This is a genomic window from Rhodococcus sp. EPR-134 (assembly GCF_001647205.1).
GTDB classification, from domain to species: Bacteria; Actinomycetota; Actinomycetes; order Mycobacteriales; family Mycobacteriaceae; genus Rhodococcus_F; species Rhodococcus_F qingshengii.
This window is the reverse complement of the sequence record NZ_LVCT01000296.1, coordinates 1-9,983: the sequence shown is the minus strand read 5'-3', so window position 1 is coordinate 9,983 and position 9,983 is coordinate 1. Positions and strand designations below refer to the sequence as shown.

The window sequence follows — 9,983 nt, the reverse complement described above, 5'->3', positions numbered from 1 at the left end:
ACCGAGATCGAGAAGCTCCAGGGCAAGGGACGCCTGTCCCCCGACGCTGCGAACCGCCTCAAGGCGCTCGTCTCCGGCTCCCTCGACAAGGCCGCGTTCGCCAAGACCGACTTCGTCATCGAAGCCGTCTTCGAGAACATGGACGTCAAGAAGAAGGTCTTCGCGGAACTCGAGCAGTTCATCGCTCCCGAAACCATCCTCGCCACCAACACGTCTTCGCTCTCCATCACGGAGATGGCGTCCGGCCTCGAACATCCCGAGCGTGTGGTCGGCTTCCACTTCTTCAACCCGGTGGCCGTTCTTCCCCTCCTCGAGATCATCCAGGGCAGCAAGACCGATGATGCCACTCTGGCAACGGCTTTCGCCACCGCGAAGTCGCTGAAGAAGTCCGCCGTCCTCTGCGGCGACAAGGCCGGCTTCGTCTTCAACCGCCTCGTCACCCGCACCTTGGGTGAGGTCATGTCCGCCGTCGACGAAGGCACCCCCTTCGACGTCGCAGACAATGCCATCGCCGAACTCGGCATGCCCATGTCGCCGTTCACCTTGCTGGCACTCGTCGGACCCGCAGTGGCACTGCACACCGGCGAGACCCTGCAGGAGTCGTACCCGGACCGGTTCAAGAGCTCACCCGGACTCGAAGCACTCGTCGAGGCCCGCAAGCCCGGCGTGTGGACCTGGGGCGAGAACGGTCAGGCCGTCGACCCCGAGGTCGCCGCACTGTGGCCGCAGGGTGACAAGGTGTCCACTTCGGAAGAGGTCCTCGAGCGCACACGTCGTGCATTTGCCGAGGAAATTCAGATCATGCTCGACGAGGGCGTCGTAGCGGCAGCCGAGGACATCGACCTCTGCCTGCTGCTCGGCGGCGGATTCGGATTCTGGAACGGCGGCATCACGCCGTACCTGGACCGGACCGGTACCTCCGAGGCCGTCAACGGCAAGCGCTTCCTCGCGCCCGGTGTTGCCAGCGTCTGAGTCAGTCGATCGACCCGTCACGGACGGCGTGCCCTCGGGTACGCCGTCCGTGACGTTCTGCAGGCTCAGAAGAGTGTTCCCACATCGTCTTTCACGATGTTCTCGAGCGCGCGCTCCGCCACTGCGGCGATAGTCATCGACGGATTGCACGCAGCGGAGTTTCCCGGCAGCAGAGCGCCGTCGAGCACGTACAACCCCCGCTGGCCCAGAACCCGCCCATCAAGATCGCACACCGAGTTCATGCAGGCACCGCCTAGGGGATGCCAGGTGGACGGCAGTAACGCGTTGGTGTCGGTGAGCAGTCCTCCTGCCGCGATCTGCTGGGCCGCAGGTCCGATGTGGCCTTGCTGGATCGCCGAATCCCCGTCCTTCGGCCAACGGAGCACCGCCTCACCCCGCGCCGAGTCGTACACGAACCGACCTCGGTCGCGGCTCACACCGAATCCGACCATCACCGTGCTGTGAGCGTCGAACGCAACGGGCGGGAACGACGCCTGAATGACGGTGAACGCGTTATGCGGGTCGTCCCAGTTCCGGCTGCCGTAGACGACCGGCCCGCCCTGCGTCGCACCGAAGTTCTCGGCGAGATCCGACCAGATGTAGATCCGATCGGCATTGGTCCCCCACCCTGCGCCGAGCTCGTCCGGCAGATCCGTGATCCGCCCCGTCGCCGCGGCGCGGACCAGGAGTTTGGTGGTGTTCATGCTGCCTGCAGCCATCACGAGCGCATCCGTCGTCAAGATCTTGTTCTCGAGAATCTTGCCGGAAATGTCGGTCCGGTCCACGTACACGCGCCACCGCCCGTCGGCGACCCGCTCGACATCGGTGACCTGGTGCAGAGTCTCCACATTCACCAATCCGGTCGCTTCCGCAGCCGCAATGTAGGTGACATCCACCGAATGCTTGCCACCGTTGTTCACACCGAGCGCGCCGTCACCGTTGGTGTAAGACGGCTTCATCTCACCCCTCAGTTCGGCCAACGCGAAGTTCCAGTCGATCGGCATCGGAATCTTCGACACGGGTAGACCGGAACGCGTTGCGTTACGCGCGAATACACGTGCCGCCTCGTAGTTCGGGCTGGAAATCAGTTCGTCTGGTGCAGTTTCCACTTGCAGCATCCGCGCCACCCGCGGGTAGTGGACGCGGTCCATTCGTGCGTAATCGAGCTCCTCCGGAAAGTGCGTGTTGAAGACCGCTTCTTCCGGTTGCAGCGTCATCCCTTGGTACACAAGCGATCCGCCGCCCACACCGGCTGCGCAGATCGCGGTCATGTTCTCACCGATCACCGTCTCCAACAAACCCGCGTATGGCTCGAAGATCGCCGGCCTGCCGAACAGAGTCGGGTTGGACTGATGCCAGAGGATGCGCTTGTCCGGACTGCCTGGGTGCGGAAAAGTCTCGGCATTCTGCCCGGTCTGCCACCGAATCCCTCTCTCCAGCAAAGTGACCGGAACCCCCGCCTCGGCCAGGCGAAGTGCCGTCACCCCGCCGCCGAATCCCGACCCCACGACGACGACACGGTGTTCCTCACGGGTCAGCGGAATCCCTGTTGCAGCCTTGGCAGTGCGTGGCGCCATCATCGCGACTCCCACGGCGGCCGTACCGGCCAAGAACGATCTACGTTTCACTCCGGACATGACTGGTGCTCCCTCGAAGAATGTCGCCAGAGAATTCCGGGCACGCCAAAACTAGACACTCTAACGCTCGAGTGTCAAGGTTTTGGCGGACCAGGCAAGGAACTACGAGGTCGACCGGATTGCGGGCCCGAGCCACCTCGAGAGAAAGGCCCGCAAGGAGTCGTCGGAATGTACGAGGTCACTGTCGAATGCAACAACCGAAAGCCCCAGTCGCACGGCAATTTCCACTATCTCATCCAACTCCGCCTCGGTGGCGAGGCCACGTTCGACCATAGGGGTGAGCATCTGACCAGCGAAAGGTATTGCTCGACTCATCATTTCGAGATCGAAGACAGGGTTTCCCCGCTCGGCGAGGAGCAGAGTCGCGAGCACCGGGTGAGCACGCACGGCAGTTCGCGCGGCAACGATGAATTCGACGACGTAGTCACACGCCGTGTCGACCGACTCCACCTGTGCCGTGATCTCCCCGAGAACCTCGACAGCGAGACCGCCCATCGCCTGGGAGACGACCTCTTCACGTGTGCCGAAAATCGAGTACACCGTCTGGCGCGAGACACCGGCCGCGGTGGCAACTGCGGCAATGTTCACAGCGTCGAATCCGCCACCTTCGATCAGTCCGAGGGCGGCACCGAGAATCTTCTGCTGTGATCGCACGAGGAAAGTATTGCCCACCGAAACGGTGCACTGAGAAACGCGGTCCAGATCCGACTCCCACCTGCATAAACGGCACAATCGGTTTCGTTTGGCTGCCGAAATTCAGTAGGTTAGGCTGCCCTTCATGAAAACTTCTGTTCGGGGCTTCACTGCCCTCGGTGCGGCTGCAATCGCGGTCACCGCACTTGTCTCGTGCTCCTCGGATTCAGGCACATCCACGCCATCCCAAGGTACGGACGGATTCCCCGTCAGCATCGAGAACACCTTCGGCACCACGACCATCGACTCGAAGCCCGAGCGCGTCGTCACCCTCGGATGGAACGCGCAGGACATCCTGTACGCACTCGATCTGACTCCGGTCGGACAGCCCAAGTACACCTACGGCGCGGACGACAACGGCGTCATGCCCTGGGCGCAGGACTACTTCGACGCGGACAAGACAACGCTCTTCGACATGCCGGCCAGCGGAGAACCGCCGATCGAGTCCATCGCGTCGTTGACCCCCGACGTCATCCTCGCGCCGTACGAGGGCTTCGAGGAATCCGTCTACAACCAACTGAGCAAGATCGCACCGACGGCCGCCTACCCCGGCGCGGCCTGGCAGACATCCTGGCAGGACCAGACCCGCATCGTCGGCAAGGCAGTCGGCAAGAGCGAAGAGGCCGACAAGCTCGTCGACGGCCTCGACGCGACTCTCGCCGATACCGCCACAGCCCACCCGGAGTTCGCCGGAAAGACATTGGCAGTGGTCAACTTCGACACCGATTCGAGCAACATCAACGTCTATCTGCCCACTGATCCGCGGGTCCAGGTGCTGACCGAACTCGGGTTCGTCAACGCACCGGGCGTCGAGAAGCTAGCCGCGGACAATGCAGGTGGATCGTTCTTCAAGACGATCTCCTACGAGAACATCGCCGACATCGACGCCGATGTGATCGTCGGCTTCACCGACGGCTCCGGTGATCCGTCCGGCATACCCGCAGTCGGTGGACTCGGCGCGGTCAAGCGTGGATCCACCGCATTCCTCAGCGACACCCGGGTCATCGGCGGACTGAGCAACGTCAACGTCCTGAGCACGCCGTGGGTCCTCGGCCAGATCACACCGACGTTGAGCGAAGCCGCAAAGCGCGCCTCCGCCTAGAAACGAGATTTTCCCGACAACCCTCTCCGGCGTGATCCGTATCGAACGGCTCGCCGGAGAGGCGGGTGACCCGGAAATTCATGGCGAAGGATCTCGAAGACATTGCAGCAAAAGCCGAGCGCCGCTCGGGCGAGTAAAGCGCCCTCACCTGCACTTACCATATTGTTTGCATACTAACTGCAATCAATACGACATTACTGTGTCAAGCTGATTCGCTGCGGGAATGGACTCAGCTGGGTAACGGCGCGTGAGTCCCCGCCAAATCTGCCCCGGTGGGCGTAGCGTGCAGAGTGCTCGCGGATGGATCGGCGCATCGGGGTGTCGACCGTAGGGCCTTTGAGGGGGCAGGAATGGCATTCAGCGGAACCGCCTCCGGCGGAGGATCAGGCGCTACTCGCGCCGACGTCGGACATGCAGTGCTCTTCGCCGGCGCCGCCGCGCTCGGCGGTTTTCTGTTCGGATACGACACCGCCGTCATCAACGGGGCGGTCGGTGCGATCCGAGACAAGTACGACATCGGCGCCTCGGGCACCGGGCTCACGGTCTCACTGACTCTGCTCGGCGCAGCACTCGGCGCCTGGATCGCAGGCACACTCGCCGACCGACTCGGCCGCATCCGCGTCATGCAGATAGCCGCGGTGTTGTTCATCATCGGCGCCGTAGGCTCCGCAATTCCGTTCAGCGTCTACGACCTCACGTTCTGGCGCGTGGTCGGCGGCCTGGCAGTGGGTTTCGCGTCAGTCATCGCCCCGGCCTACATCGCGGAGATCTCCCCCGCCGCGATTCGCGGACGTCTCGGCTCGATGTACCAACTGGCGATCGTTCTCGGAATCGCCGTGTCGCAGTTGGTCAATTACGCCCTCCAGGCCGCGGCCGGTGGTGATCGCAATCAGATCGCAGGCCTCGAAGCCTGGCAGTGGATGCTGATGCTCGAGGCGGTTCCCGCAGTCCTGTACCTGATCATGACAACCACGATTCCCGAATCTCCACGGTTCCTCGTGGCGCAGGGTAAGGACGATCGTGCTCGCAAGATCATCTCCGATCTCGAAGGTGGAGATCACGACGCCGTCACCGAACGCATGAACGAGATCCGCGAATCTCTGACGGAGAAGCAAGCCAAGACCACAGTCCGCCAACTCTTCTCGAAGCGGCTCGGGGTTTCCCATCTGGTGTGGGTCGGTATTGCACTCGCCGCGTTGCAGCAGTTGGTCGGCATCAACGTGATCTTCTACTACTCGAGCACCCTCTGGCAGGCGGTCGGATTCGGCGCAGACCGGTCCCTGCTGATCAGCGTCGTGAGCGCCTTGGTCAACATCGTCGGTACGTTCGTCGCCATCGCCGTCATCGACCGGGTCGGTCGAAAGCCGCTGTTGCTGGTCGGATCCGCCGGTATGGCCATCTCTCTGGGCACCGCAGCGTTCTGTTTCCATTCGGCAACAGTGACCAAGAACGAGATCGGCGAATCTGTGGCGACGCTGACCGGAGCCAATGCCACTATCGCTCTTATCGGGGCGAACGCATTCGTGTTCTTCTTCGCCTTGTCCTGGGGCCCGGTGGTCTGGGTGTTGATCTCCGAGATGTTCCCCAACCGCGTGCGTGCTGCAGCAGTAGGAATTGCGACCGCCACCAACTGGGTCGCGAACTTCCTGGTCTCCTGGACGTTCCCGGCACTGGCCGATTGGAATCTGTCGTACACCTATGCCGGCTACGCCGTCATGGCAGTGTTGTCGCTGTTCGTCGTCCTGAGGTTCGTGAAGGAAACGCGAGGCAGCACACTCGAATCCGTCCAGTAGCGAACTCTCACGATTTCACCGAAAGCGGTGGCCCTCGGATTGATCCGTGGGCCAACGCTTTTCGAGATCGTAGTGAAGATTATCGTGAGACGAGCTGTCAGCCTTGCGCGACTTCGCCCTGAGCCGAAGCCGAGGACGCGTCTTCCTGGACGTGGACGCCGACGCTACCCATCCCCGCCACCCAGCCGGTGATCTTGCGGGAGAGGTCCTGAGCCGTGAGTCCGAGTTCCTTGTGGATGGCTTCGCGGCTGGCGTGATCGAGGAACTGCTGGGGAACGCCCATGTCGCGGCACGACGTGTGCACTCCGGCTGCCCGCATCGCGGCCGAGACCGTCGAACCGATGCCGCCGTGCAGACCACCGTCTTCGATGGTGACCACGAGGGCGTACTTGTCCGCCATCTTCACCAGCGAATCCGCGACCGGCAGAACCCACCGCGGATCGACGACGGCAACCGAGATGCCCTGCTTGTCGAGCCGCTCGGCAATCTCGAGTGCCAGGGATGCAAACGGGCCCACCGCGACGAGGAGCACGTCGCCGCGCTCACCCTCGCTGGACTTGAGAACGTCGACCATTCCGTCGAGTCGCTTCACGGCCGGAATCGCTTCGGGTACAGCGCCCTTCGGGAAACGAACGACGGTTGGGCCGTCGTCGACGAGAAGTGCCTCGTCCAGCTCTTCCCGCAGTGTGTCGGCGTCGCGCGGTGCCGCGACACGGATCCCGGGGATGATTCCGAGCAGCGAAAGATCCCAGACCCCGTTATGGCTGGCACCATCGACTCCGGTGACCCCGGCGCGGTCGAGCACGACTGTCACCGGTTGTTTGAGCAGAGCGACGTCCATCAACAACTGGTCGAAAGCCCGATTGAGGAAGGTCGAGTAGATAGCAACGACGGGGTGAAGTCCGCCCAGTGCAAGACCGGCGGCCGAGGTCATCGCGTGCTGCTCGGCGATACCGACGTCGAACATGCGGTCGGGGAACTTCTCACCGAATGCCGCGAGGCCGGTGGGCCCGGCCATGGCCGCGGTGATGGCGACGATGTCCTCACGACGCGAAGCCTGCTCGATCAATGCGGCCGAGAAGACCGACGTCCAGTCCGGCGCGGACGACTTGGTGCCGCGACCGGTGACGGGATCGATGACGCCGGTGGCATGCATCTGATCGGCCACGTCGTTCTCGGCGTGTGCGTAACCGTTGCCCTTACGCGTGACGGCATGCACGATGACCGGTCCGCCGTAGGCCTTTGCCCGGCGCAATGCCGATTCCATGGCGGCTTCGTCGTGTCCGTCCACCGGTCCGAGATACTTGATACCCAGATCGGTGAACATGACCTGAGGGCTGACCGCGTCCTTGAGACCGGCCTTCATCCCATGCAGGACGGAGTAGGCAGTGCGCCCGACCCAGGGCAGTCTCTTGACCATGCGTCGGCCGCTGTCGAGGGCGCGCTCGTAACTCGGCGCAGTGCGCAGTGCCGAGAGATGGTCGGCGAGTCCGCCGATGGTCGGTGCGTACGAGCGACCGTTGTCGTTGACGACGATCACCACCGAACGGTCTTTGCCTGCCGCGATGTTGTTGAGAGCTTCCCAACACATTCCGCCGGTCAGCGCGCCGTCACCGACGACGGCAACTACGTGGCGATTCTGACCCGTCAACGCGAAGGCCTTCGCGAGGCCGTCGGCATAGGACAGCGCGGCGGAAGCGTGTGAGGACTCGACCCAGTCGTGTTCGCTCTCGGCGCGGCACGGATACCCGGACAGTCCGCCCTGCTTACGCAGAGTGTCGAACTGATCCTGACGACCGGTGAGGATCTTGTGTACATAGGCCTGATGGCCCGTGTCGAAGATGATCGCGTCCTGCGGCGAGTCGAAAATTCGGTGCAGTGCGAGGGTCAACTCCACGACGCCCAAGTTGGGCCCGAGGTGACCACCGGTCGCAGCGACCTTCAGCACGAGGAACTCACGAATCTCGTCGGCCAACTCCGTCATCTCGGCGTGGCTCAACTGACGTAGATCGTCAGGACCCTGAATGCGGGCAAGAACACCCAACGAGATCGCTCCCTCCGTGCTTCACAGCTGCACCGGTGCGCGCCGCGGCTGTCTTCGCGACAGTGCTGCCAGTCTACGGAGCGTTCCGGCGAACCGACACGCGGACTCGGCCCGATTCCGGTGTGACTTCGTGTAACAGCGAAATCCCGCGGATCGCTCGTGATCGCAATCACAGACAAATGGGATCCGTTGCGATCGACTCGGCAACTCTTGTTCCACAAAACGACCGCCATGTCAGCTTAAGGTCGACGTATGGGAACTGTGGTCGACGACCTGATAACGCGAGTGTTCGACGAAGTCCGATCACTCGACGAAGGCGAGTTGGCCGACTACATTCCCGAACTCGCGGCGGTCGCCCCCGATTCGTTCGGAATCTGCATCGCCACCGTAGACGGTTACGTCTACGAGATCGGTGACTCGCGAATCCCGTTCACCATTCAGTCGATCTCGAAGCCCTTCACCTACGCCTTGGCTCTCGCCGATCGAGGAAGCGAGGCGGTTGCCGCGAAAATCGACGTCGAACCATCCGGCGAGCCGTTCAACGAAATCAGCCTCGACCCGCTCACCGAACGGCCACGAAACCCCATGATCAATGCCGGGGCGATCACCGCTGCATCACTGGTTGCCGGACCGAATCCCGAGGCCCGCTTCGAGCGCATCCGCTCGGCGTACTCGCGATACGCAGGCCGCGAGCTGACCTTCAACGAAGCCGTCTACACCTCCGAGGCCCGCACCGGTCACCGCAACCGTGCGATCGGCCACATGCTGCGATCCTTCGACGTCATCACCGGCAATCCCGACGAGGCCGTCGACCTGTACTTCCGTCAGTGTTCGATCGACGTGACCTGCCGTGATCTGAGTCTGATGGCTGCGACGATGGCGAACAACGGCGTCAATCCGCTCACCCACGAGCGTGCGCTGGCACCCGCAGGCGTCGAACAGGTCCTCAGTGTCATGGCAACCTGCGGGATGTACGACGGCGCCGGCAAGTGGCTGGTAGAGGTCGGATTGCCGGCCAAGAGCGGCGTCGGCGGCGGAGTGCTGGCGGTTCTGCCGGGCCAGATCGGCATCGCCGTGTACTCCCCCAGGCTCGACGTTCACGGCAACAGTGTTCGCGGAGTTGCTTCTGCCCGGGCACTGTCGAAGGAACTCGAACTGCACTTCCTCCACGTGACGCGGGCGTCACGCTCGTCGATCCGGGCCAGATACAGCGTCATCGAAGCACCGTCGCGAGTACGACGCACCCCGACCGAACAAGCCGTGCTCGACGACGTCGGCAAGCGCAGCCGGGTCTACGAACTGCACGGCGATCTCCTCTTCACCGGTGCCGAATCGGCGGTCCGCGAAATCGGCTCGGTGGACGAGGGCCTCGAAGTTGTCGTCATCGACGTCCGCCGCGTCGACGACGCCAGCGACGTCGCGGTGCGCATGATCACTGCACTGCAGGTTCAACTGGCCGAGCAGGCTTGTGCGGTGGCCGTCGTCGATCCGCAAGGACTGCTGGGACAACGAAGTTCGAGCATCGACCCCGCCAGAAGAAGTGGTCGGGTTTTTGCCGATCTCGATTCCGCCATGCAGTGGTGCGAAGACACGCTGCTTGCGGTGCATTGTGAGGCCGATCGGCAGGCGTCGACGATCTCGATCGAGGACCACCCAGTTCTCGATGCTCTGTCCGCGGCGCAGATCGAGGGATTCTCCGCAGAACTGGAGACGCGAACCTATGCCCGCGGCGAGAAGATCGC

The 9,983-nt window shown here is 63.0% G+C and carries 7 protein-coding genes; 4 read left to right on the top strand and 3 right to left on the bottom strand.

Translation table 11 applies throughout. The features are described from left to right. Positions 1–972, top strand: a 972-nt coding sequence (locus tag A2J01_RS13530) for a 3-hydroxyacyl-CoA dehydrogenase family protein (protein WP_197494219.1), incomplete at its 5' end; no start/stop codon positions are given. Positions 973–1,037: 65 nt separating this feature from the next. Here the strand turns inward: A2J01_RS13530 and A2J01_RS13525 are convergent. Then, positions 1,038–2,609, bottom strand: coding sequence for a GMC oxidoreductase (locus A2J01_RS13525; RefSeq protein ID WP_082900863.1), 1,572 nt, complete (start codon positions 2,607–2,609; stop codon positions 1,038–1,040). Positions 2,610–2,711: 102 nt separating this feature from the next. Beyond that, positions 2,712–3,263 (bottom strand): TetR/AcrR family transcriptional regulator, encoded by a 552-nt coding sequence (locus tag A2J01_RS13520; protein ID WP_064112888.1) that lies wholly within the window; start codon positions 3,261–3,263, stop codon positions 2,712–2,714. A gap of 124 nt (positions 3,264–3,387) precedes the next feature. On the opposite strand from A2J01_RS13520, the gene A2J01_RS13515 reads away from it, so the two are divergent. Together A2J01_RS13515 and A2J01_RS13510 are read left to right on the top strand one after the other, a co-directional pair. Beyond that, on the top strand, positions 3,388–4,404 hold the full coding sequence (locus A2J01_RS13515; RefSeq protein WP_064112887.1) for an iron-siderophore ABC transporter substrate-binding protein: 1,017 nt from the start codon (positions 3,388–3,390) through the stop codon (positions 4,402–4,404). A gap of 350 nt (positions 4,405–4,754) precedes the next feature. Continuing rightward, entirely contained in the window at positions 4,755–6,197 is a 1,443-nt protein-coding gene (locus tag A2J01_RS13510; RefSeq protein WP_007732869.1) for a sugar porter family MFS transporter, read from the top strand. 97 nt (positions 6,198–6,294) lie between these two features. On the opposite strand, the gene dxs is transcribed toward A2J01_RS13510, so the two are convergent. Further along, the gene (gene dxs / locus A2J01_RS13505; protein ID WP_042449918.1) at positions 6,295–8,241 is read right to left on the bottom strand and encodes a 1-deoxy-D-xylulose-5-phosphate synthase; all 1,947 of its coding nucleotides are present in this window, start codon (positions 8,239–8,241) and stop codon (positions 6,295–6,297) included. A 252-nt stretch (positions 8,242–8,493) separates the two neighbouring features. Here dxs and glsA point away from each other — a divergent pair. Then, positions 8,494–9,983, top strand: a 1,490-nt coding sequence (gene glsA, locus A2J01_RS13500) for a glutaminase A (protein ID WP_064112886.1), incomplete at its 3' end; no start/stop codon positions are given.